Source organism: Streptosporangium sp. H13245, from assembly GCF_055690525.1.
Window position 1 is genome coordinate 1 of record NZ_JBSZKT010000016.1, and the last position, 23,217, is coordinate 23,217.

The following is a 23,217-nucleotide window of genomic DNA, read 5'->3' on the forward strand; positions in this document are numbered from 1 at the left end:
TGACACCGGTGGAGCTGGTCCCCCTCGACCGCCACGAGATGACCGACTACCTGGCCGCGCTCGGCGGTACCGACGCCGGTGTGATGCGGAAGGTCATCGACCGGGCCGAGGGCAACCCGTTCTACGCCCAGGAGCTGCTGGACGCCGCCGCCGGGGGCTCATCGGTGCCCGACGGCCTGGCCAGCCTGCTGCTCTCCCGGGCGGAGCTGCTCTCCGACCCCGCGCAGCGGGTGCTCGGCGGCGCGGCCGTCGCGGGCCGCCGGGCCGACCACGACCTGCTCCAGCAGGCCTCCGGTCTCGACGACCTCGCCTTCGAGGAGGGCATGCGGGAGATCGTCTCGCGTGGCCTGCTCCGGCCCGACGGGGAGTACGGCTACGCCTTCCGGCATGCGCTCCTCCAGGAGGTCGTCTACAACGACCTGCTGCCCGGCGAGCGGACCAGGATGCATGCCGAGTTCGCCCGCCTGCTGACCATCCGAGGGGGGTCGGCGGCCGAGCTCGCCCACCACTACCTGGCGGGCCACGACCTGCCCGGGGCGCTGGCCGCGTCCGTGGAGGCCGGGCGGAGGGCCGAGCGGCTCGGGGCCCCCGCCGAGGCGCACCGCCACTTCGACCGGGCGCTCGGGCTCTGGGACCGCGTTCCCGACGCCGAGCGGCTGGCCGGGATCGGCCACGTCGCCCTCGCCGGGCGCAGCGCCGTCGCGGCGGCCGACAGCGGCGACAACCACCGGGCGATCTCCCAGCTGCGGAGCCTCCCGCCCTCCGCCGAGATCAACGAGCGGCTGTCGTACTACCTGATCGACGCCGAGGACGTCGAGGGCTCGATCGCCGCCGCGTACGCGGCCGTCGAGGCGGCGCCGGAGGGGCCGGTGCTCGCCCGCGCGCTCGCGACCTACGCCCGCTCGCTCTACTGGACCGAGCGGCACGACGAGGTCGAGGCCCTGGCCCGCCGCGCCCTGGAGACGGCCCGCGCGAGCGGCGCCGCCGACGCGGAGACCAGCGCGCTGATCACCCTCGCCGCCCTCGCCGCGCTCGCCGACGACATCTCCGGGGCCAAGGAGCTGCTCGCCTGCGCGAACTCCGAGAGCTCGGGCAACCTCGCCGTCGACCTGCGGGCCATCTTCACCTACGCTCGCGTCCAGTACGAGAGCGGCGACCTCGCCGAGGCGGCGGCCACCACCGACCGGGGGCTGCGGCTGGCGCACGAGAGCGGCCTCAACTGGAGCACCTACGGCACCGACCTGCGCTTCCTGCGCCTCCTGATCCACTACGTCGCGGGGGAGTGGGACCTGGCGGAGAAGGTCGCCGCCGGGTTCGCCGTCCGCGTCGGCACCCCGCCGGAGGCGGTCCTGTCGTCCTTCGCGCTCTTCGTCGAGGTGGCCAGGGGGCTGCCCGTCGTCGAGGACCGCCTGTCCTGGCTGAAGTCCTTCTGGAACGCCGACAGCACGATCATCGCCATGAGCCGAGGCCTGGCCGCCGAGCACGCCCTGTGGCACGGCGACCCCGAGACCGCGCTCGAACACGCCCGCGAGGGGCTCGACGCCCTGCCTCCCAACGACCCCGCCGCGATCCGGATCAGTACCACCGCCCTGTGGGCGCTGACGGACCTGGGACGCGCCGCAGAGGCCGACGCGTACCTGGAGCGGGCCAGGGTGCCCGCCACCGTCGGCCCCGGCTCCGTCCGGCGCGGCCCGCTCGGTCCCGAGGGGCTGGCCTGGCTCGCCAGGGCCGAGGCCGAATGGCACCGCGCGCACGGCCGCCTCGACGTCGCGGCGTGGCGAGCGGTGGTCGCGGCCTTCGACTTCGGATTCGTCTACGAGGTCGCGCGCTCGCGGTGGCGGCTGGCCGAGGCGCTGCTCGCCGAGGGCGACCGTGCCGACGCCCTGAAGGAGTGGAAGCTCGCCGTCGAGGCCGCCGAGTCACTGGGCGCCCGGCCGCTCGGCACGGCCCTGGCGGAGCTGGGGCGCAGGGCGCGCTTCACCTCCGCGCCGTCGGCCGTGCCCACCTCCGAGCCGTCGCCCGCCCTCACCGCCCGTGAGCAGGAGGTGCTCGCCCTGGTGGCCGAGGGCCTGCCCAACCGGGAGATCGGCGAGCGGCTGTTCATCGCGCAGAAGACGGTGAGCGTGCACGTCTCCAACATCCTGGGCAAACTAGGCGTCTCCTCCCGCACCCAGGCCGCCGCCGTAGCCCACCGGGACGGGCTGCTCTGAGCCGCTCCGGGGCGGCCTGCACTGGGACGCTTTGGGGCGGCTTGCACTGGGACACTCCGGGAGGGCCGCTCTGAGTTGCCTTGGGGTGTTGCACTAAGACGCTCGGGGACGGCCTGTACTGGGACGCTCGGGATGATCTGCTCTGAGCTGATTTGGGGCGGCTTGCACCGGAACGATTTGCACTGATGCACCCCGGGACGACCTGCTCTGAGCTGCTTTGGGGCGACTTGCTTCGGGACACTTTGGGACGGCCTGCACGGGGATGCCCTGAGAGGGCCTGCTCTGAGCCGCTCCGGGGCGGCCTGCACTGGGACGCTTGGCCGCACGGCCTCGTTGGAGCCTCTGATCCCCGCGAGAGTCACGGTTGACGATGTGGCCCGCCCCGACGGCAGGCTCCGATCGCCTCGTGGTCAGGCCTGGCTCCGGCCGCTGCGCGCGGTCAGGGCCAGCTCCCGGACGACCTGGATCAGCTCGGCCGGATCGAAGGGTTTCGTGAGATAGGCGTCGACCCCGATCCCCAGGCCCCGCCGCTTGTCGTCCTCCTGCGCCCGCGCGGTGATCAGGACCACCTTGATGTGGCTGGTCCCTTCGTCGTTGCGCAGCCTGGTGGCCGTCATCCAGCCGTCCAGCCGGGGCATCATGACGTCCAGCGTGATGACGTCGGGCATCACGTCCAGCACCCGGTCCAGGCAGTCCTGCCCGTCGGAGGCCGTATCCACCTGGAACCCCTCCAGGGTCAGGTTGACCGCGATGAGCTGCCGGATGACGTCGTCGTCATCCACTACCAACACCCTGCCCAGAACCTCTCCCACGGCGTGAGGCTAACTCCTCTCCCCCGCCCCCGCGCGGGTTTTCGAGGATGTGTACGCACAGCTATCCGGGGGCGACAGATGTTTCCCCGCTTACGCCCGGAATCCCGGGGCTCCGTGGACACGCCGCCGGACAGACGGGAAACAGCTGCCGAGCCTCTTACCGAGTGTGAGTACTCACGGTTGCCCCCAGGCTGGTGTCACCCGCCGTCCCCGGGATGATGCCATCCACTGTCCCCAGAGCGGTGTCACCTGCTGTCCCCCGGGGGCAGCCACTGTCCACAAGGCGGTGTCGTCCACGGAGTTATTCACAGAATCCGGTTCGGCTTGTTGGTGATCACCTCATCCCGCTGATCCTGGGGCCTCGATCCTTTATCGAGCCCAAGGAGGGCGTGCGTGATCACGACACTCGTCACCGTCACCATCCTCTCGGCGGCCCTCGCGGGAAGCTCCCCGTTCCCCGCGCCCCGCCTCTCCCCGGAAGCTTGCGACGCCTGGGCCCGCCTTCTCTCCCCCTCCCCGGCCGCCCCGCCGGACGAGACCCCTCACTGGCTGCCGAGGGAGATTCGCGCGGCCCTCGCCACCGCCTGCGAGCCGTGGTCCCTGTTCTCTCCGGACGCGGGCGGCGGCCGATCGACGTCCTCGCGGGACTCCTTCCCGTTCTCGGCTTCGCTCCCGGAGCCGATCCCGATCACCGAGCCGGTCCCGGAGCTGGTCGGCGAATGGCCGCCGGGGTTCCCGGAAGCGGGCGTTGGGCGGGAGTTCGACCCCTCCGGCCCGGAGGCGGGAAGGCCGGTGGATCCCTCGAACGCCCCGGATGTGTGGTTCAGCTCGCCCTCCACGGCGGAGCGGGGAGATCCCCGATCCTCCTCCGGGCCGAAGTCCTCGCGGGTGGGTGCCAATCGGTCGCAGCGCCCCTCCGAGGGGCGGAAAGCGCCCCTCAGCCCAAGGGCGGCGCCCTCCCGAGGGAAGGCCCCCTCCGGCGGGCGAGGGGCATCCTCACGGGGGAAGGCGGCGTCCTCGCGCGAAGGCCTCCTGGCCCTGCGGGGCCGGATCGCGGCCGCCACGGCACTCCGCCAGGTCGGCAGGCCGTACGTATGGGGTGGCGGTTCGAGTGCGGGCCCGACCGGCGGGGGCTTCGACTGCTCGGGGCTCGCCCTGCACGCCTGGGCCAAGGCCGGGACCAGCCTCACCCACTACACCGGCACCCAGTTCAGGCAGGGCCGGAGGGTGCCCTTCTCCCAACTTCGTCCGGGAGACCTGGTCTTCTTCGGCGGAAGCACCGGAGACCCCACCCACGTGGGCGTCTACGTCAAAGACGGTGTCATGGTCCACGCTCCCAAAACCGGCGACGTCGTCAGGACGACCGACTTCGCCACCTCGCCCTACTACCTCTCCCGCTACCGAGGCGCCGTCCGCCCCACCCCGCGCTGACTCGCCCCACTCCGTGGCTGACTCGCCCTACCCCCGCTGACCTGCCCCACTTCTCACCCCCCGCTAACCTGCTTCGCCCTCCCGGCTAAACCACCCCTCCCGGCTAAACCACCCCTCCCGGCTAAACCACCCCTCCCCGCTAAACCACCCCACCCCGCCTTAACTCGCCCGGCCCTCTGCCTCTGCTGATCTGCCCTACTCCACGCTGACTCGCCCTGAGGCCGCTAACCCACTCCACCCCGCTTTGGCTCGCCCGGTCCCCAGCTCCTGCTGACCTGTCCCCACCTCGCGCTGACTCGCGCTGCCCCGCTGCCCCACCCCGTCCCGCCTTGACCCGCTCTTGCACTTGTCCCTAGCCCTCGCTGGACTGCCCCATCCCGTCCCGTCTGGCCCTACCTCGTGCGGAGCCGCTCTACCCGCTGCCGTTTTGGTCACGTCCGGTGGCGTTTCGTCCCGCGCGGCGTGAGCCCGTGTGCCCCGCCAATGCCCGGCCGTCCCAACGGCCCCTTACCCTCGGCTTCCCCGCTGCCCTCGCCCCTGCTCTGGAGATCACTCGCTTCCCTAACCGAGTGTCGGTTTCCCTCAGGATGCTGGTAATGTAATCACGCGTTGGCCCCCTTAGCTCAGGGGATAGAGCACCGGCCTCCGGAGCCGGGAGCGCAAGTTCGAATCTTGCAGGGGGCACACTCGATCAGCATCGCAGGATGCGCTGGGACCCGCGGAAACGCGGGTCCTTCCGCGTTCCGGGCGTGCCACGCCACTCCGTGCGATCCCTGGTAGCCACGCCACCCCGTTCCGTCCTTGGTAAGGGTGTGTCTTCGCGCCACGGCATCCGACAACTCGTCGTTTCCCTCGGTGTGCTGGTAGCCGCCGCGTTCCTGTCTCTCCGGGGGTCTCCAAAACATTCTCGGGCAGTTCAGGATGCGCGGGGTCTCAGGGGCGACCGCAGGTGGTGAGGCAGAATTTGATCTCGGGATAGCGTGACGACGGCTTGTCCAGGAGGGGTTGTCGCCGTGACTTCAGGTGCTGGTCGAGGAAGGCCGCCACGTAGGTGCGGGTGAGCTCCGCGCCACGGGCCGCGGGCAGCATGCCGGGCAGCGGTTCGAGGCCGATGGCGTCCGCCACCAGCGGGATGTCGGTGAAGGATTGGTGTTCGGCGCCCGACAGCACGATCCAGCGCTTCCACCCGGTCAGCAGTTTCCAGTCGCGGTCCCACGAATTGTCGGGGCCGCCCGGGACGTGCTCTTGCGAACCCAGGAACATGAACGGCCGGGAGAGGCCGCTCTTGGGGATGCGGGCGTAGCCGGTGCCGTCCATGTCGACTCCGGCGCGGATGCGCGGGTCCCTGACCATGGCCGCTACGGCGGCGGCCCCGCCGATCGACTGGCCTACCATCGCGATCCTTTCGCGGTCGATCAGGGAGGAACGCTTCCATTCTGAGGTCAGCCGGTCGAGGACGAAGGAGACGTCGGCCGCCCGGCCCTGAACCAGCCCGGCGCCGAAACCGGGGTCGGTGTTGCTGTCGCAGGCGAGGCATTCGGCGATCCGGCCGTCGGCCAGGGTGGTGGCGTAGCTTTCGTGGGGGTGGTCGATTCCGGCCACGACGTAGCCTCGGCTGGCCAGGTCCTCGGCCAGGGAGGTGAGGGTGCTCATCGGCTTGGTGAAGCCGGGGGAGAGCACCACCAGCGGAAGCTTGCGCCCGGTGGGGTCGGCGTCCTCGACGGCGTTGGTTCGTGTCCTGCTCAGCGTGTCGTACGGCGCGGTCGAGATCCCGGAGCCTCTCAAGAGGAGTTCCGCTTCCTTGGCCGTCATGTAGGGCGCCCGCTGCCCGTCGCGCCGTTCGGTGGGATACCACAGGGTGACCTTGAGTTCTCTGGCGTCGATGTCGGGGTCCCAGGGATCGGGGCGGGAGGTGTCGGTCAGGTGCAGGGTGGTGGTGCCGACCGGGTGGGGGCCGGTGGGGGCGGGCAGGGTGATGGGGCCGGGCGTTTTGGCCCGCGGGGCGTCGGCTCTGGGGGGCTCGGGCGCGGAGCAGGCGGACGTGGCCAGGACGGCCATTCCCACAACGAGGATCAGAAGTCTTCTCATGGAGGTCCCTTCACCTGTGCAGCAAGGTCAGGGCCTTGGCCAGCGCGGGGTCGTGTCCGGTGGCCGCGTCCTCGGGGGTGAGGGGGACGTGGTGGTCGGGTGGTACGCCGATCTTGTCGATCACTTCCCGGCCGGGCCCCAGGTGGTGTTTGTCGGGGAAGCTCAGGAGGGTGTTGTTGGCGAGCAGGTAGGAGCCGGCCGGGCCGGAGATGATCCCGGCGGTTCTGGTGCCGACCAGCTGTCCGGCGTTCAGGTCTTTGATCGCGGAGCTGAAGTGCTCACACGCTGAGGCGCAGCCTCGGTCGGTGAGCACCATCAGCGGCAGGCTGACCAGTTCGACGGTGTCGTCGGTTCGCATGCTCTGGCAGGTGCCGTCGACGGTGCACTGGTAGGCGGTGTTCTTGCCGTGGACGAAGGCGCTCAGCAGCCGGATCGCCTCGGTGGGGCTGCCGCCGCCGTTGCCGCGCAGGTCCAGGACGACGCCAGACAGGGTTCGGCCCTTTCGTAGCCGGGTGATCGCTCGCAGGACTCGGTTGGCGGAGTCAGGGGCGAATTCGGCCATCCGCACATAGGCGACGTCGTCGTCCAGCAGCTCCGACCGCACCACCCGCAGGGAGGTCAGGTCGCGTTGGAACAGGCCGGGGGTGAGAGTGAGGCTCCAGGTGCGGCCGGTGGCCTGTCGCAGCAGCCGCAGCCGTACCGGGCGCGCGTCGGGATACTGCGGGTAGAGGGCGGCGATCGCGGGGGTGGGTTTTCCGTCGATGAAGGGCGCTGATCCGTTGACCGCTTCGATGACGTCACCGGGGCGTAGGCGGGCGGCCTCGGCGGCGCCGCCCTGGACGGTGGTGATGAACAGCGGGGGCAGGGCGGTACCGGGGTTGGTGTCGGCCTGCGGGCCGGTGACGTTCGCGGTCAGGCCCAGGCCGTAGCCGTCGCCGTCGTAGTGGTCGGGGTGGCGTTCGACGTTGTGCGTCCAGCGGGCGTGGTTGTCTTCGAGGGCGGCCACGATGGCTTCGAGGGTGACGGTGGCCAGCCGGTCGCGCAGGCCGGGGACCTGGTCGGTGACTTTCTCGTAGGTGGTTTCGAAGGCGTTCCAGTCGGTGGTGCGGTTGCCGGTCAGGGCGGGCATGGCCGCCTCGGGCAGGTCGTGGCCGTTGCGGTTGAGTTCTTGGGTCAGGGCGACGAATCCGGCGTGCAGCAGTGAACGGGCGTCCAGGGTGGCGCCGCTGTAGTAGGTACCCAGGATGCAGAGGTAGGCCTGTTCGATGACGTCGATCGTGGTGGCCGTCTCGGCCGCGGGTGGTCCTTGGGGGCGGGCGCAGACTGTCGCGTCGGCGGTGCCTGCCTGGATGCGTGGTGGTGTGGGCGCGGTGCAGGCCGTCGCCAGCAGGAGGGCGAGCCCGGCGGCGATGGCCTTGGTGGCGGTCATAACAGGGGTTGTCGGGGTGGAGCTGGTTCGGCCGGTCGTCGAGGACGGCGTCTTGGTAGCGGTCATAACAGGAGTTGTCGGAGACTTGGCCGCTGTCATGACAGGCGCCTTCGGACCCACCAGAAGCAGAACCAGGTGAGGGCGGCGGTGAGCAGGGCGTAGATGCCGGTCTCGATCCACTGGAAGGGCCAGAAGCGTTCCAGGGGCTGGTAGGTCGCCTGCTGCCGGTAACCGAGCCGGTTGACCTCGGCCATGCACCCTCCCGCGGGGAGTCCCTGCGGTGAGCAGGGGCCCGACGTCGTGGAGACCGGGACGGCCCGCACGATCGTCGACGACGGGCCCGAGCTTCCGTCTCCGCCGGAGAGCGTACGGCCGGACAGATCGACCAGCCTGCTGGACAGGACCCAGGCGCCCGGGTGGCCGGGAACGGCCGACGTCCTCAGGAAGATCTGCAGGGATCCGCCTCCCGGCGCGCCGAAGCCGTCGATGTTCTCCCGGCCGAGCTCGAAGGTCCCGGCGACCGGGGGCATCAGGTGGGGCCGGACGAGCAGCGGCATGGCGAGCTGGATCGCGACGAAGACGGCCAGGGTGAGGGCCATGGCGGCCAGGGTGCGGCGTACCAGCATGCCCACGGTCACCCCGAGGACGAAGGCGAAGGCCGCGTACCCCATGGGGGCGATGCCGCGCGCGCCGAACACCACGGGAGCCATCTGCGCCATTTCCGGTACGGCCGACCTGTCCAGGGGGTCGGACCACCAGGTCACCGCGAGTCCGCACACGCAGGCCGCGGCCACTGCCGCCAGGCCGGTGAGCCCCAGTTTGACCGCCAGCCAGCGGCCACGGGTGATGCTCTGGTTCCACACCAGCAGGTGCGTGCCCGCCTCCAGCTCCCGGGTGATCAGCGGCGCCCCCCAGAAGAGCCCGACCAGCGCCGGCAGGAGCAGCACGACGAGCGTGAGGGCCAGGAAGGGGATGTCGTACTCGCCGAAGAACCGGTCGAAGAAGTCGAGGCAGGTGTCGTCCGGGGTGCAGTCGGCGATTCCGGCGGCGTAGTCGGAGGCCAGATCCGGGCCGGTCAGGGCCAGGACGGTGGTGAGGACCACGAGGACGGCGGCCATCATCGCGGCCGAGCCGCGGAACTGGCGCCAGGTGAGCCAGATCATCGCCGCACCTCCACGGCGGCCTGCCGGTTCTCCGCGGGGCGGCTGTCCATGTAGGCCAGGACGAGGTCCTCCAGGCTGAGACGGCCGGCCGTCCAGCCGGGGGCGTGGATCGGGGCGTCGGTGCGGACCACGTACGTGCTCTGCCGGTCGGTGTGGCGGGCGGAGACGACGTGCTGGTCGGCGGGGAGGTGGCCGGGGTCATGGCGCGGGCCGGTGAGCCGGTGGTGGCCGGCCAGTAAGCGGTCGACCTTCCCGGCCGTCCGGACGCGGGAGTCGACGAGGACGATCAGGTAGTCGCAGACCTTTTCCAGGTCGGAGACCAGGTGGGAGGAGAGCACCACGCTCAGCCGATGCTCGTCGGCGGCCTCCGTCAGCCCCTGCAGGAAGTCGCGGCGGGCCAGCGGGTCGAGTGCGGCGACGGGCTCGTCCAGGATCAGCAGTTCGGGTCGTTTGGCCAGGCCCAGGGTGAGGGCGAGCTGGGCGCGCTGGCCGCCCGACAGCTTGCCCGCCCGCTGGGCGGGGTCGAGGCCGAGCCGTGCGACGCGTTCCCGTGCCATGGCGGCGTCCCAGCGCGGGTTGAGCCGGGCGCCCAGTCGCAGGTGCTCGGCGACGGTCAGCCCCGCGTAGACGGGGGTGTCCTGGGCGACGAACCCGACCTTGGCCAGCTGCGCGGGCGTGCCCCCGGGCCGCCCGCCCAGTACGGTGATGCCGCCCGCCGAGGGCTCCAGCTGGCCGCCGGCCAGTTTCAGCAGCGTGGTCTTGCCGGCCCCGTTGGGGCCCACCAGTCCCACGACGTGGCCCGCCGGGATGTCGACGGTGCATTCGCGCAGCGCCCAGCGCCTGCCGTACTTCCTGCCCAGTGCCCGGGCTTCCAGGACAGCGGTCACGCTATGTCCTCCTGAGGAGTGATCCGAAGGGTGGTCATGAACGGCGCCCCGACGCTTTGTCGAAGCCGAAGCCGAAGCCGAAGCCGAAGCCGAAGCCGAAGCCGAAGCCGAAGCCGAAGCCGAAGCTGAAGTCGAGGCGAGGGTCGAGGCGCCGGAGCGGGGTGATGGCGGGAACGAAACTAGGCACTGCCCCTGCCGGTGCGCGTCGGCCGTCCTGCCGAGATCGCGTACCTCCTGAGAACGAAGGGCCGCCACGTCATCCCCGCGATGTAGTCCCCGGGACCGTGAGCCCCCGTCACAACGGCCGATGCGGGACGGACGGGCAGGCGTGACAATGTGCCGGTGGAAACCGGTGAACGACCGCCGTGGTGGCGGCATGTGCTCGACCTGGTCAGCCGGTCGGATGAGGACCACCTGGACCGGCGCGGTGCCGGGAACACGCCGGGGCCGGGGAGCGACGGGCCCCCGAGGCCGTCTCGTGGAGCACTCGCCGCCGACGCGGTGATCGCGCTGGTCCTGACGGTCATCGCGGTGACCGTCTCGGTGAGGTATCCGGTGACCGGTCCTCTCATGGATCAGCCCGAGGTGATCGAGTACCTGCGGCTCCGGCCTGCCGACTCGTCTCTGCCGTCGATGCCGGACCTCCCTGATCGCCCGGACCTTCCGGATATGCCTGATCTCCCGGACAAGCCGGATTCCTCGCTCGGCCATCCACCTTCCGGTGCCCTGATCAACGGCCCGTTCCCGTCCTCCGGCACCCCGTCGGGCAACCTGCCGGGCAACCCCGCAGGCAATCCGTCCGCTTTCCTCGTGGCGCTGACGACGTTGCCGCTGGCGGTGCGGCGCCGGTACCCCCTCGTCACCTTCTGGGTGGTGCTGCTGGCGGCGCGGGCCACCCACGACGGTGCGACCTGGATCACCGTGCTGGCCTGCGCTGTCGCCGCGTACGGTGCCGTCGTCCACAGCCGTCACCGAATCCTGGCGATGGGGGGTCTCGTGTTCGCGGCCGGGCTCGCCGGTGGCGCCTTCCGGGACGTCGCGCCCGCGCCGCCGAACTGGATGGGGCCGTTCGTCGTCCTGCTGAGCGTCGGCGTCTTCGGGAGCTTCGTCCGTTTCTGGCGGCGACAGCTGGGAGCCAGCCGGCACCGGCTCGCCGAGCTGCAACAGGCGCAGGAGAACGCCATGCGCAGGGCCGTCGCGGAGGAACGCTCCCGGATCGCGGCCGAGCTCCACGACGTGGTGACCCACAATGTCAGCGTGATGGTGATTCAGGCCGGCGCGGCCCGCAAGGTCATGGACGCGGAGCCGGAGCAGTCGAAACAGGCCCTGCTCGCGATCGAGTCCGGCGGCCGGGCCGCCATGGCCGAACTGCGCAACGTCATGGGCCTGCTCGCCGGTCCGGGCGGCGAGCGTCTCGACGGGCCCTCCGACGGGCTGGAACCCCAACCCGGGCTCGACCAGCTCGACGCCCTGGTGGAACGGGTCCGCGCCGCCGGAGTGCCGGTGAGCGCCGAGGTGTCGCCGCCGGGGCCGCTGTCTCCCGGGGTCGACCTCGCCGCCTACCGCGTCGTGCAGGAGGCGCTCACCAACACGATCAAGCACGCGGCCGGGGCCGCCGCGTCCGTGACGATCGGTCATGACGGCGACTGGCTGGAGATCGAGGTGACCGACACCGGCGGGGCGCGGAGCGCCGGGCCGCGGACCGGCGACGGCAGGGGGCTGATCGGGTTGCGCGAGCGGCTCGCCGTCTACGGCGGGACCCTGGACGCCGGGCGGACGGCCGGGGGCGGATTCCGGATCGAGGCCCGCGTCCCGTGGAGGACGACATGACCGAGCGGTTGCGCGCCGTCATCGCCGACGACCAGGCACTGGTACGCACGGGATTCCGCATGATCCTCGCCGCCGACGGCATCGAGGTGGCGGCCGAGGCCGCCGACGGGGAGGAGGCCGTCGCGGCGGTCCGCCGCACGAGGCCCGACGTCGTGCTCATGGACATCCGGATGCCTCGGATGGACGGCCTCGAAGCCACCCGGCGGATCCTCGCGGGCGACGCCGGGCACACCCGCGTACTGATCCTGACCACCTACGACCTCGACCACTACGTGTACGCCGCGCTCGCCGCGGGGGCGAGCGGGTTCCTGCTCAAGGACGTCACCCCCGAGCACCTGGTGGCCGCGGTACGCCTGGTGCGCTCCGGCGACGCCCTGCTCGCGCCCACCATCACCCGTCGCCTGGTCGAACGTTTCGCCCGCCGCGACACCGTGAAGCCCGCCCTCCACCGTGATCTGTCCCAGCTGACACCCCGCGAACTGGACGTGCTGCGCCTGCTCGCCGCCGGACTGAGCAACGCCGAACTCGCCGACCGGCTGACCCTCAGCGTGGCCACGGTGAAGACCCACGTCGCGCGCATCCTGTCCAAGCTCGGCCTGCGCGACCGTGCCCAGGCCGTGGTGGTCGCCTACGAGACCGGCCTGATCTCTCCCGGCGGCACCGGCTGACGGAACGTCCTTCGGGCCGTCGCGTGACAGGCCGGACAGGTGGATACGGTTCCACCGGAACGGTATCGGGGACCGGTTCGTTACAGGGGGACCGGGCATCGGGCCGACGGGGCGGAGCGCGACGGGAGACGGGCGGGGTCTCGGCGGGATGACGGTGGGGGCGGTCGTCGCCCGGGGTGCGGTTCGCCTCGGTAGCGGTGAAACAGTGGTGCGGAGTTCCGGAAAGGTTGCTCGATGCGTGCTACCACGGACGCCGACGTGCGGCGGGTGTTCGACCGGATGGCTGATCGGTACGACGACCAGATGCGGATCTGGGAGCGGCGCCTGTTCCCGGGGAGCCGGGAGTGGGCCGTCGGGCAGGCGCGCGGCCGTACGGTGGAGATCGCGGTCGGTACCGGGCTCAACCTGCCGCTGTACGACGCCGACGTCGAGGTGATCGGGATCGAGCTGTCCGAGCGGATGCTGGAGCTGGCGCGGCGGCGGGTGGCGCGGGACGGCCTGGGGGAGCGGGTGGAGCTGCGGCAGGGCGATGTGCAGCGCCTGGAGCTGCCCGACGGCCTCGCGGACACCGTGCTGTCCACGTTCACGATGTGCACCATCCCGGACCCGGTGGCCGCGGCGCGCGAGGCGTACCGCGTGCTCAAGCCGGGCGGGCGGTTCGTGCTGGCCGAGCACGGGCCGTCGAGCAACCCGATCATCCGGGCCGGGATGCGGCTGGTGGAACCGGTGTTCGTGCGGTTCGAAGCCGACTATCTCACTCGCGACCCCCGGCCGTTCCTAGAGCAGGCCGGTTTCCGGATCGAGTCGGTGTCCCGGATGACGCGCGGTGTCAGCTTCCGGGTGCTGGCCGTCCGGCCGTGACCTGCCGCCGTCCATCCGTGGGCCGCGTACCGGAAGACCGTTCGGGGTTCGTGCCCGTCATGGATCGGGGGCCATGAGCCGGACATGCTCAAATATGGGATGTTACGAGGATAAACAGGCATTTATGGGAGGTGTGTGTGACGTACGTCCTGCGGGAGATCGCCAGCCAGCCCGCGTGCTGGCGGCAGGCGCTGGAGATCGGCGCGGCGAACCCGGCGGGCCTGCCGGAGGCGGGTGAGCGCGTCGCCGTGATCGGCTGCGGCACCTCGCTGTACATGGCGCAGGCGTACGCGGTCCTGCGTGAGCGGTCGGGGCAGGGGGAGACCGACGCGTTTCCCGCCTCCGAGCTGCCCGCGCGCCGCTACGACCGGCTGGTGGCGATCACCAGGTCCGGGACCACGACGGAGGTGCTGCGCGCCCTCGACGCGGCAGGTGACGTCCCGACGGTCGCCATCACCGCCGACCCCGCGACCCCGGTGACCGGCCTGGCCGGGACGGTGGTCGCGCTGGAGTTCGCCGACGAGCGCTCCGTGGTGCAGACCCGGTTCGCCACCAGCGGGCTCGCCCTGCTCCGCGCGCACCTCGGGGAGGCCCCCGCCGACCTGGCGGCCCAGGCCGAGACCGCGCTCACCACACCGCTCCCCGAAGGGGCGATCTCGCGGCGGCAGTTCACGTTCCTCGGTGACGGCTGGACCAACGGCCTGGCCCAGGAGGCGGCGCTGAAGCTCAGGGAGGCCGCGCTGGCCTGGTCGGAGGCGTACCCCGCGATGGAGTACCGGCACGGGCCGATCAGCATCGCCGACGAGAACAGCCTGGTGTGGTTCTTCGGCGGCCAGGAGGGACTGCTCGACGACGTCGCCCGCACCGGAGCCCTGACCACGGCCACCACCCTCGACCCGCTGGCCGACCTGATCCGGGCCCAGCGGCTCGCGGTGGAGCTGGCACGGTCGCGCGGCCTCGACCCGGACAGCCCGCGCAACCTGACCCGCTCGGTGATCCTCCAGTAGTCATGGCCGCCGCCGGCCCGCCGGACGCCCCGTTCGGTGCCGGTCAGTCGGGCGCGGTGTTCGGCGTCCGCCGGGCGTGGCGCTCGGTGGCCTGCCGGAACCCGTGGTCAGCGTCGCCGGACGGTGTTCAGGAGCCAGCGGCGGACCACGGCCAGCGCCAGCGGTACCGGCACCGTGCCCGCCCCGAGTCCCACGTCGACCAGCAGGTCGAACACCTCCTTACGGCGGGCGGCGGTGTCGATCGCGGCGTCGATGAAGCCGGGTGACTGGGAGGCGAGGGCGAGCACGTCGGTGGTACGCAGGTGCCGCCCGAGGGCCCTTCTCAGCCCGCGCCGGTACGCGGGCAGCGGGTCGCCCGCCGCCTGGACGGCCGCCTCCCCGGCGAGCCTGCCGGAGACCAGCGCGTAGAAGATGCCCTCGCCGGTGAGCGGGTTGATGAGACCGGCGGCGTCACCGGCGAGCATCACCCGCCCGGAACCCGGCCCCGGACGGCCGGGGGACAGGGGCAGGTGGTGGGCGCGCAGGTCGCGGGCGCTCACGTGGGGCAGCAGCTCGGCGAGCCGTCCGTGCAGCACCTCCTTTCCCGGCAGGCCGGTGGCGTGCAGCCGGGGCAGGAGCATGCCGTAGCCGACGTTGGCGGTACCGTCGCCGATCGGGAACGACCACGCGTACGCGGGCCACCCGTCCCGCTGCATGAAGATGGACTGGACGTCGTCGTCGGCGGGTACGTCGGCGTAGCCGCGCACGGCGATCGCGGTGTGCCTCTCGGGGGAGGGGGGGACGCCGATGAGGCGCCGCACGGTCGAGTTGGCCCCGTCCGCGGCGACCACGGCGCGGGCGGTGACGGTGCCGTCGAGGACCACGTGATCGTCGCGGACGGCGAGCGCGCGGACCTGGTGGCGGCGGACCTCGACGCCTCGGGCACGGGCGGCGTCGACGAGGCGGGCGTCGAAGACCCTGCGGGGGACGACGTGGTTGGGCCTGGCGGAGGTGGCGGAGACGCGCGCGCCACCGGGGGAGACCACCGCCAGGCGCTGCGTCGGCCGGTAGTCGGCGATGAGGTCGGGAACGCCCAGCAGGGCGAGCTCGTCGCGCCCGTGGGCGGCGATGCCGTCGCCACAGGCCTTGTCACGGGGAAAGTCGGCCCTGTCGAGCAGCAGGACCCGCGCCTCGGGCCTGAGCTGTCTCGCGCGCAGGGCAGCCGCCGCCCCCGCGGGCCCGCCGCCGACGACCACCAGATCCCACACGTCATCCACCCCGGTGAGCCTTCCCCGTACGCCCGGAGGGAACCGCTCGGTCGTATGCCCGGGGGGAACCGCCCGACCTCCCTGGCCGTCCCGGCCAGGGGTTGGCTTTCCCCGTACGCCAGGGGGAACCGTCGTGGTGGATCTCGTGGGTGCTGGGGGTTTACGGGCTGTTTTTTTGTTGGTTCTTTTATGAATCGCCTGTCTTCGATGACGCGGCACCCGCTTTTCGCGGGGCGTTCTTCTTTGGTGTGCCCTCCCCGCCCGGACCGTGGGGGTGTTCGGGGGTGGCGGAGGTGAGCGGGACCGCGGGGCCGCGGACCACGTCCAGCTGGACGGTCTGGCGGGGCACCAGGAGGTCCAGCAACCAGCTTCCGGCGATGCGCGCCCGGTTGCGCGGGATGGCGAACAGGTGGTAACCCCGGGTGACCGCCTTGGCGAGCAGGCCCGACAGCGGCACGCCCAGCGGGTCCGCGGCGGCGTCGGTCCCGCCCAGGTCGACGACGAACCCCAGGTCGTGGTGCCTGTACGGCTGGAGCTCCCCGTGGCCGTAGGAGGCGGCGATGTTGCGGGCGGCCCGCTTGCCCTGGCGTCCGGCGTGCTGGGCGGTCATCGCGGTGTACTCGCCCGGCCGGGTGAGGTCGGGGACGGCGGCCGCGTCGCCGCAGGAGAAGATCTCCGGGTGGCCGGGCACCCTCAGGTACTCGTCGACGAGCAGGCGTCCCTTCACGGTCGGCAGCCCCAGGGACTCCACCATCGGGTCGGGGCGCACGCCGACGCACCAGATCAGCGACCTGGTCGCCACGAACTCCCCGTCGGAGAGCTTGACCCCCTCCGCCGTCGCCTCGGCCACGCTCGTACCGGTGCGGATCTCCATGCCCCGTTCGGACAGCGTCCGGTGCGCGATCCGGGACAGGCGCTCGTCCAGCTCGGGAAGGATGCGCGGGGCGACGTCGGCGAGGATCCAGCGCATCGGCTGGTCGCGCAGCCCCGGCCGGTGTTTGCGGATGGCGAGCGTGAGCAGCTGGCCCTGCGCCGCCACCTCGGTCCCGGTGTATCCGGCGCCCACGACCACGAACGTGCACCTGGCCCGGCGCTCCTCGGGGTCGTCGGACGCGTCGGCGAGCTCGACCTGGCGGATCAGGTGGTCGCGCAGGTAGAGGGCCTCGGCGATGCTGCGGAAGCCGTGGGCGTACTCGGCGACCCCGGGGACGGGAAGCAGCTTGTTGACGCTGCCGACCGCGACCACCAGGCGGTCGTAGCCCAGCTCGCGGTGGTTGCCGTCGGCGTCGGTGCACTTCACGCGGCGCGCCTCGACGTCGACGGTGTCCACCGTGGCGAGCAGGTGCCGTACCCCGGGGTAGTCGCCCGCCAGCGAGACCGCCACCTTGCGCGGGTCGAGGATGCCCGCCGCGACCTCCGGCAGCAGCGGCAGGTAGAGGAAGTAGTCGGTCGGATTGATCAGGACGATCTCGACCGCGCCCTTCGCGATCCGGGAGAGGGTGCGGACCACGGTGAAACCCGCGAACCCTCCTCCGATCACGACGACTCGTTGTCGCTGGACCATGACGTCGCTCCTTTCGACACTCCGTTTCCGGACTTCGTCTCCAGCGGCGTGCCCTGTCTGCCCCCGGGTCAAGCGCGACGGGCCGTTCCAGGTTTGCCCGTACGGGCGCGTACGGGCCGTGATCCCGGGCGGTGTGGCGCGGGGTGGGAAGGCGGATAAGGGGGATTAATCGCCAGGTCATCGCGCGGACAAGATGGCGGGGCGGGCGAGTGGGAGCCGCTTTCCGGGGGGATGGCCGGGGGAAGGCGGTGGAATCCGGATGCCGCGCCGGTTCGGTTCGGTTCGAAAAGGATCCGGTTCGAAAAGGATCCGGTTCGAGGATGACTCGGTTGGTTCGAGGACGATTCGGTCCGTTTGAGGATCGGCCGGTTTCCGGAGCAGGCCGGTCCGGGAACGGGCCGGTTTCGGGGATGGGCCGGTTCGAGGGGGGTGGGTCGTGACGACCTTCGAGCAGTCACGCGAGGAGCCGCTGACCTCACCGCTGGCACCGCGCGGCAGGAAGCCGGGCTCGATCGTCGTACGCTGGCTCACGAGCACGGACCACAAGGTCATCGGCTACCTGTACCTGATGACCTCGTTCGTCTTCTTCCTGCTCGCCGGGCTGATGGCCATGATCATCAGGGCGGAGCTCTCCTATCCGGGGATGCAGGTGGTGAGCCAGGAGCAGTACAACCAGCTGTTCACCATGCACGGCACCCTCATGCTGCTGCTGTTCGCCACGCCGCTGTTCGCCGGGTTCGCCAACGTGGTCATGCCGCTGCAGATCGGGGCGCCCGACGTGGCGTTCCCCCGGCTCAACATGGTCAGCTACTGGCTCTTCCTGTTCGGCGGGATGATCGTGTTCTTCGGCTTCATCACCGAGGGGGGCGCCGCCGACTTCGGCTGGACGGGATACTCGCCGCTCTCCAGCGCGACCCACTCCCCGCAGCTCGGCGGCGACCTGTGGGTCGTGGGCCTGGTGATGTCCGGGCTCGGCACGATCCTCGGCTCGGTGAACTTCATCACCACGATCATCTGCATGCGGGCCCCGGGGATGACGATGTTCCGCATGCCGATCTTCACCTGGAACACGCTGCTGACCGGCGTCCTGGTGCTGATGGCCTTCCCGGTGCTGGCCGCCGCGCTGCTCGTCCTGCTGGCCGACCGCAGGTTCGGCGCCCACGTCTACGACCCGCTGAACGGGGGGCCGATCCTGTGGCAGCACCTGTTCTGGTTCTTCGGCCACCCGGAGGTCTACATCATCGCGCTGCCGTTCTTCGGCATCATCACCGAGGTGATCCCCGTCTTCAGCCGCAAGCCGGTCTTCGGCTACATCGGCCTGGTCGGCGCGACGATCGCCATCGCGGGCCTGTCGATGACGGTGTGGGCGCACCACATGTTCGCCACGGGCCGGGTGCTGCTGCCGTTCTTCTCGTTCATGTCGTTCCTGATCGCGATCCCGACCGGGGTGAAGTTCTTCAACTGGGTCGGCACCATGTGGCGGGGGCACATATCGCTCGCCACGCCGATGCTGTTCGCCGTGGGGTTCCTGGTGACGTTCCTGCTCGGCGGGCTGACCGGGGTCATCATGGCCTCTCCGCCGCTGGACTTCCACGTGACCGACTCGTACTTCGTGGTCGCGCACTTCCACTACGTGGTCTTCGGCACCGTGGTGTTCGCGATGTTCGCGGGCTTCTACTTCTGGTGGCCGAAGATGACCGGCAAGATGCTGAACGAGAAACTGGGCAAACTGCACTTCTGGACGCTGTTCATCGGCTTCCACGTCACCTTCTTCGTCCAGCATCTGCTGGGCGCGATGGGCATGCCGCGCCGCTACGCCGACTACAGCGAACTCGACGGGTTCACCGACTTCAACCTGCTCTCCTCGGCCGGCGCCTTCCTGCTCGGCGTCTCCACGCTGCCGTTCCTGTACAACCTCTGGCACACCGCGCGGCACGCTCCGCGCGTGACGGTGGACGACCCGTGGGGCTTCGGCAACTCGCTGGAGTGGGCCACCTCCTGCCCCCCGCCCCGGCACAACTTCACCTCGCTCCCGGCCATCCGCTCGGAGCGACCGGCCTTCGACCTGCACCACCCGAGGACGGCGATGCAGCCGCGCCAGCTCGACCCGGCGAACGGGCTCAACGAGGAGATCTGACCCCCGGACCGTACGAGAGCGGGATCAGCCGAAGAGGCCGGTCTCGCGGCCGTCCTCGCCGGGCGGGCCGGGCTCTCCCGCCAGCAGCGTGTAGTACTCCACGCCCAGCGCGGGCTGTCCCACGTGGTCGGAGAGCGCGAAGAACGAGCCGTCCACGCTCAGCTGGGTGCGGTGCGCGCGCAGCGCGGTGATCTTGGCGCCCAGGTGCGCCCTCGCGTCGATCCGGGTCGTCACCCGCTCGCCGGGGACGCCGAAGCCGAACTCCTCGACGGAGCCGACCCGCTTGAACGGCCCGGTGCCCACCGCGCGTTCCAGCTCGTCCAGCGGCATGGCGGTGACGTAGAACCGGGAGGGCCGCCACGGCTCGCCCGCGCCGAAGGACGGGTCGGACGCCTTCTCGAACGCCCGCCACGCCACCCGGTGGGCCTGGATGTGGTCGGGATGGCCGTAGTAGCCGTTGTCGTCGTAGGTGACGACGACCTGGGGCCTGACCTCCCTGATGATCCGGACCAGCTCCGTGGCGGCCTCGTCGAGGTCGGCGCGGAAGAAGCAGCCGGGGTGGTCGTTGGACGGCGAGCCCATCATGCCGGAGTCGCGCCAGCGTCCGGGCCCGCCGAGGAAGCGGTGGTCGGCCACGCCGAGGGCCGCGCACGCCACCGCCAGCTCGCCCTCGCGGTACGGGCCCAGCCGGTTCTCCCGTCCGGCGGCGAGGTGGCCCAGCTCGGGAGGGACCACGTCGCCCTCCTCGCCCAGGGTGCACGTCACCAGGCAGACGTACGCGCCCTCGGCGACGTACCTCGCCATCGTGGCGCCCGTCCCGATGGACTCGTCGTCGGGGTGGGCGTGGACGAGGAGAATGCGACGGTCGTACGGCATGGCTCCGCTCGGCCCTCTTTCTGTTTCCGTGGTCCTCCCGCCGGGGCTCCCGGTGACGGGAGCCCCGGCGGGGGTCACCGCGCGTCGACGTATCCGCTGGCGGCGGCCCGGATCCCGGCCTGGAACCGGCTCACCGCGCTCAGGTTCTGCAGCAGCGCGCCGATGTGGCGGCGGCAGGTGCGCACGGACATCCCCAGCCTGCGGGCGACGGCCTCGTCGGTGAAGCCCTCGGCCAGCAGGGTGACGATGGCGTGCTGTATCTCGTCCGTCGCGCCCTGGTAGCCCAGGTCGGAGGCGGAGTAGGGGATCGCGGAGTTCCACAGGTGCTCGAAGACCTCCGACAGGAACCCGACCACGGACAGGTCGCGTGCGGCGACCGCCCCCGGCGCCGCACCCGCCTCGCCCGGCCGGGACATGAAGGCGATCTCCCCATCGAAGATCACGAGATGGTTCGGGAGCTGTGGCGTGGTACGCACGCTGGCACCGGCCGCGATGAGCTTCTTGATGTGCCCCCTGGTGGGAAGGTCGGCGCGGGCGCTGTGCTGGTAGAGCATCCGCATCCGCACCCCCCGCTCCAGCATGGCGAGGTTGCGGGTCAGCGTGTCGTCGAGGTCGGCCCAGGAGGGCGCGTTCGGCTCGATGCTCAGCATCTCGCGCTCGCACGCCTCCGCCGCCATGTGCAGCGATCCGCGCACGGCCGCGCCGTCGGGCAGCGTCTCCACCGGGTTCGCCGGTTTCCTGGTGCGCTGCACCTCGTCGTATCCGTGCATCAGGGAGTGCATCTGCGTACGGATTCCGGTGATCAGGTCGCGCCGGTGGTGGATCTCCGTCTCCATCGGCGATATCAGCGAGGCGGCGGCGATCTCCGGGTTCACCGGTACGAGGTTGGTCAGATGTCCCGGCTCCGGGCGGAGCAGGTGCAGGCGGGTCAGCCGTTCTATCGCGTCCTCGACGGTGCGGGGGTCGAGGTCGAGCTCTTCGGCGACGTCGCGGGCCGTGCCGATGTGGCCCCTGTGAAGTGCCCTGAAGTAGACGGAGGCGGTGTCCTCGTCCAGGGCACGTAGTTGGTCAGATAGTCCACCCACAAGCCTTATCCCCCTTGCGGCTATTCTTGCCAGAGTGTGCCAGAAAATTGCACAACATTGCTAGATAGTTGTGAAGAACTGTCTGGATCGCTTTCCTTATCGGTATCAAAGGGGCTGGAGAGCTTGTGGAGGGCCTGTGGAGACGCCGGGCCTCTCCCGGGGGGCGCGAACGTAACCGCACACCAGGGCGCTGGCACCATCGGGGTGGCCAATTGTTGCCAATGTCCTGTGCCGTGACGCCCGCGTCAACCGGTTGACGACGCCGCGGGCGAGAGTGTCTGATCATTCACAGCTCGCGACCGGCGTGTCCCGCCGGATCGCGACGACCACCCCGGCCTCACGTGATCCCACGACGGCCGGGCACGACTTCCGGATTCCGTCCCGGGAGAACGGCGGGGGCGCCGCGTGCGGCGGCCGTGTCTCGCCGGGCTTCTCCACGCCCCCGCCGGGATCCTGTGACGGCGCGGTCGCCCGGGAGGCGGGACGGCTCGCGCCGCGCCGCCCGCGAATCCGGCACCGGTGCCGGGGTTCCGGTCACCGGAGATTCCCAGCCGCGGGAGCGGAGAACGACGCGTCCCGGGCGAATGCTCAAGCGGAGGTGAATGCCTGTGCCGCGACGCCTTCCCCCTCCCCGGAGGATTGCGACCGTCAGCGTCCTTACTTCCCCGTTCGCCCAGCCGGGCGGGGGCGACGCGGGGGGACTCAACGTCTACATCGTCGAGGTCGCCCGGCGGATGGCGGCGCTGGGCGTCGAGGTGGACATCTTCACGCGCGCCACCGCTCCCGGCGCGCCGCCGCTGGCCGAGCTCGCCCCCGGCGTGCTGGTCAGGCACCTGGCCGCGGGACCGCCCAGGGAACTCGACAAGAACGACCTGCCGGACACGCTCGGCCCGTTCACCGCCGAGATGCTGCGCGTGGCGGGCCGGTACGACCTCGTCCACGCCCACCACTGGCTGGCCGGGCGGGTGGGAGCGGTCGTCAAGGAGCGCTGGGGCGTTCCCCTGGTGCAGTCCATGCACTCGCTCGGCGCGGTCAAGAACGCGTCGCTCGCGGCGGGCGACGAGCCCGAGCCCGCCGGGCGCATCGCGGGGGAGACGGAGGTGGTGGCCGCCGCCGACCGGCTCGTCGCCAACACCGTGCAGGAGGCCGACCAACTGGTCACGCTGTACGGGGCCGACCCGGCCAGGGTGCGGACGGTCAATCCCGGCGTCGACCTGTCCCTGTTCCGCCCCGGCTCGCGGGCCATGGCCCGGCGCGCGCTCGGGCTTCCCCCGGACGCCGTCGTGCTGCTGTTCGCCGGGAGGGTGCAGCCGCTCAAGGCGCCGGACGTGCTGCTGCGGGCCGCGGCCAGGATGATCCGCCACGACCCGGGCCTCGCCGGGCGCCTGGTCGTGGCGGTCGTGGGCGGGCCCAGCGGAGCCGGTTGGGGCCGCCCCGACCACCTGGGCAAGCTCGCCGCCGCGCTCGGGGTCACCGGCCAGGTACGGCTGGAGCCGCCCTGCCCGCAGCCCAGGCTCGCCGACTGGTACCGGGCGGCGACCGTCGTCGTGGTGCCCTCCCACGCCGAGACGTTCGGCCTGGTGGCCGTCGAGGCCCAGGCGTGCGGTACCCCCGTGGTCGCCGCGGCCGTCGGCGGCCTCCGCACCGCGGTGCGGGACGGGATCTCCGGCGTGCTCGTGGACGGGCACGACCCGGCCGCGTACGCCCGCGTGCTCGGCGACCTCGTGGCCGCGCCCGGGCTGCTGCGGGCGCTCGGCGAGGGCGCGATCGCGCACGCGTCCCGGTTCGGCTGGGACCAGGCCGTCGGCAGGCTGACGGAGGTGTACGCCGACGCCGTCCAGGCTGCGGAACCGAGGGGCGGTGGCTCGCGGGTGGGCGGGTCAGCGGGCAGTTCGCCGGTGGTGGCGCCGCTCGGGTAGCGG

Annotated in this window: 18 protein-coding genes and 1 tRNA gene; 9 read left to right on the forward strand and 10 right to left on the reverse strand. The window is 71.4% G+C overall.

The features are described 5' to 3' along the window. The coding region (locus ACW9TB_RS22720) for a helix-turn-helix transcriptional regulator (protein ID WP_472750056.1) at positions 1-2,210 on the forward strand (2,210 nt) is incomplete at its 5' end. Between the two features lie 410 nt (positions 2,211-2,620). Here ACW9TB_RS22720 and ACW9TB_RS22725 read toward each other — a convergent pair. After that, positions 2,621-3,001: a response regulator transcription factor gene (locus ACW9TB_RS22725; protein ID WP_472750143.1), complete on the reverse strand. Its 381-nt coding sequence runs from the start codon at positions 2,999-3,001 to the stop codon at positions 2,621-2,623. Between the two features lie 414 nt (positions 3,002-3,415). Between ACW9TB_RS22725 and ACW9TB_RS22730 the strand changes: the two genes are divergently transcribed. Both ACW9TB_RS22730 and ACW9TB_RS22735 read left to right on the forward strand, forming a co-directional pair. Further along, entirely contained in the window at positions 3,416-4,453 is a 1,038-nt protein-coding gene (locus tag ACW9TB_RS22730; protein WP_472750057.1) for a C40 family peptidase, read from the forward strand. A gap of 612 nt (positions 4,454-5,065) precedes the next feature. Continuing rightward, a tRNA-Arg gene (locus tag ACW9TB_RS22735) sits at positions 5,066-5,137 on the forward strand. Between the two features lie 249 nt (positions 5,138-5,386). On the opposite strand, the gene ACW9TB_RS22740 is transcribed toward ACW9TB_RS22735, so the two are convergent. The 5 genes from ACW9TB_RS22740 to ACW9TB_RS22760 all read right to left on the reverse strand — a co-directional run bounded on the left by ACW9TB_RS22740 (position 5,387) and on the right by ACW9TB_RS22760 (position 10,207). Continuing rightward, positions 5,387-6,541 (reverse strand): alpha/beta hydrolase family protein, encoded by a 1,155-nt coding sequence (locus ACW9TB_RS22740; RefSeq protein ID WP_472750058.1) that lies wholly within the window; start codon positions 6,539-6,541, stop codon positions 5,387-5,389. A gap of 10 nt (positions 6,542-6,551) precedes the next feature. Then, positions 6,552-7,970: a S41 family peptidase gene (locus tag ACW9TB_RS22745; protein ID WP_472750059.1), complete on the reverse strand. Its 1,419-nt coding sequence runs from the start codon at positions 7,968-7,970 to the stop codon at positions 6,552-6,554. Between the two features lie 95 nt (positions 7,971-8,065). After that, positions 8,066-9,133 (reverse strand): ABC transporter permease, encoded by a 1,068-nt coding sequence (locus tag ACW9TB_RS22750; RefSeq protein ID WP_472750060.1) that lies wholly within the window; start codon positions 9,131-9,133, stop codon positions 8,066-8,068. Next, positions 9,130-10,020, reverse strand: coding sequence for an ABC transporter ATP-binding protein (locus ACW9TB_RS22755; protein WP_472750061.1), 891 nt, complete (start codon positions 10,018-10,020; stop codon positions 9,130-9,132). Before ACW9TB_RS22755 ends, ACW9TB_RS22750 begins: the two co-directional genes overlap by 4 nt. 34 nt (positions 10,021-10,054) lie before the next feature. Beyond that, entirely contained in the window at positions 10,055-10,207 is a 153-nt protein-coding gene (locus ACW9TB_RS22760) for a hypothetical protein (RefSeq protein ID WP_472750062.1), read from the reverse strand. 155 nt (positions 10,208-10,362) lie between these two features. Here ACW9TB_RS22760 and ACW9TB_RS22765 point away from each other — a divergent pair, with 155 nt between their 5' ends. The 4 genes from ACW9TB_RS22765 (at position 10,363) to ACW9TB_RS22780 (ending at position 14,386) form a co-directional block, all read left to right on the forward strand. Then, entirely contained in the window at positions 10,363-11,850 is a 1,488-nt protein-coding gene (locus ACW9TB_RS22765) for a sensor histidine kinase (protein ID WP_472750063.1), read from the forward strand. Continuing rightward, positions 11,847-12,518 (forward strand): response regulator, encoded by a 672-nt coding sequence (locus ACW9TB_RS22770; RefSeq protein WP_472750064.1) that lies wholly within the window; start codon positions 11,847-11,849, stop codon positions 12,516-12,518. Before ACW9TB_RS22765 ends, ACW9TB_RS22770 begins: the two co-directional genes overlap by 4 nt. Positions 12,519-12,752: 234 nt before the next feature. Then, positions 12,753-13,379 carry a class I SAM-dependent methyltransferase gene (locus ACW9TB_RS22775; protein WP_472750065.1) on the forward strand — a complete coding sequence of 209 codons (627 nt, stop codon included), beginning with the start codon at positions 12,753-12,755 and terminating at the stop codon, positions 13,377-13,379. A 137-nt stretch (positions 13,380-13,516) separates the two neighbouring features. Then, the gene (locus tag ACW9TB_RS22780; protein WP_472750066.1) at positions 13,517-14,386 is read left to right on the forward strand and encodes an SIS domain-containing protein; all 870 of its coding nucleotides are present in this window, start codon (positions 13,517-13,519) and stop codon (positions 14,384-14,386) included. A 107-nt stretch (positions 14,387-14,493) separates the two neighbouring features. On the opposite strand, the gene ACW9TB_RS22785 is transcribed toward ACW9TB_RS22780, so the two are convergent. After that, positions 14,494-15,642: an NAD(P)/FAD-dependent oxidoreductase gene (locus tag ACW9TB_RS22785; protein WP_472750067.1), complete on the reverse strand. Its 1,149-nt coding sequence runs from the start codon at positions 15,640-15,642 to the stop codon at positions 14,494-14,496. Positions 15,643-15,820: 178 nt separating this feature from the next. After that, on the reverse strand, positions 15,821-17,197 hold the full coding sequence (locus tag ACW9TB_RS22790) for an NAD(P)/FAD-dependent oxidoreductase (protein ID WP_472750068.1): 1,377 nt from the start codon (positions 17,195-17,197) through the stop codon (positions 15,821-15,823). A gap of 436 nt (positions 17,198-17,633) precedes the next feature. On the opposite strand from ACW9TB_RS22790, the gene ctaD reads away from it, so the two are divergent. After that, the gene (gene ctaD / locus ACW9TB_RS22795) at positions 17,634-19,334 is read left to right on the forward strand and encodes an aa3-type cytochrome oxidase subunit I (protein ID WP_472750069.1); all 1,701 of its coding nucleotides are present in this window, start codon (positions 17,634-17,636) and stop codon (positions 19,332-19,334) included. A 24-nt stretch (positions 19,335-19,358) separates the two neighbouring features. Here the strand turns inward: ctaD and mshB are convergent, their stop codons facing one another. Next, on the reverse strand, positions 19,359-20,210 hold the full coding sequence (gene mshB / locus ACW9TB_RS22800) for an N-acetyl-1-D-myo-inositol-2-amino-2-deoxy-alpha-D-glucopyranoside deacetylase (RefSeq protein ID WP_472750070.1): 852 nt from the start codon (positions 20,208-20,210) through the stop codon (positions 19,359-19,361). A 74-nt stretch (positions 20,211-20,284) separates the two neighbouring features. Next, positions 20,285-21,295 (reverse strand): hypothetical protein, encoded by a 1,011-nt coding sequence (locus ACW9TB_RS22805; RefSeq protein ID WP_472750071.1) that lies wholly within the window; start codon positions 21,293-21,295, stop codon positions 20,285-20,287. A gap of 602 nt (positions 21,296-21,897) precedes the next feature. On the opposite strand from ACW9TB_RS22805, the gene mshA reads away from it, so the two are divergent. Then, positions 21,898-23,214 (forward strand): D-inositol-3-phosphate glycosyltransferase, encoded by a 1,317-nt coding sequence (gene mshA / locus ACW9TB_RS22810; RefSeq protein ID WP_472750072.1) that lies wholly within the window; start codon positions 21,898-21,900, stop codon positions 23,212-23,214. Positions 23,215-23,217 lie beyond the last annotated feature (3 nt).